Here is a 540-nt window from a genome sequence, read left to right as displayed (position 1 = left end):
ACGAACGGGTCGGTGCAGTTGCAGGTGCAGCGCAGTGGTGTGACGATCGCGTCGCAGAACGTGTCGGGTCTGACGGTGACGGCGGGTACGACGTTGACGGTGCGGGTGGAGGCGTCGGGGACGTCGCCGACGACGGTGCGTGCGAAGGTCTGGAAGGCGGGCGCGGCGGAGCCGGGTTCGTGGCAGGTGAGCGCGTCGGATTCGACGGCGGCGTTGCAGGCGCCGGGTCAGGTGGGTCTGGCCGCGTATGCGGGGTCGGGTCTGTCGAATGTGCCGTACCTGGTGCGGTTCGACAACCTGGTCGCGAAGATCCCGGGGACGACGGTTCCGGCTCCGAATGTGAATCCGGTGGCGGCGTTCACGTCGGCGGTGTCGGGTCTGGGTGTGTCGGTGGACGGGTCGGGCTCGACCGATTCGGACGGGTCGATCGCGTCGTATGACTGGAACTGGGGTGATGGCAGTGGCCATGGCTCTGGGGCGACCGCGTCGCACACGTACGGGGCTGCTGGGACGTACACGGTGACGTTGACCGTCACCGAC

The 540-nt window shown here is 68.3% G+C and carries 1 protein-coding gene; it reads left to right on the top strand.

All coding sequences use genetic code 11. The annotated features are described in order from the left end of the window. Positions 1-540: PKD domain-containing protein (locus tag RAC81_RS16955; RefSeq protein WP_375083440.1), on the top strand; the 540-nt coding region annotated here is incomplete at both ends.

Source organism: Microbacterium sp. CR_7, from assembly GCF_041954755.1.
GTDB lineage: Bacteria > Actinomycetota > Actinomycetes > Actinomycetales > Microbacteriaceae > Microbacterium.
This window is presented reverse-complemented; position numbering and strand designations above follow the sequence as displayed.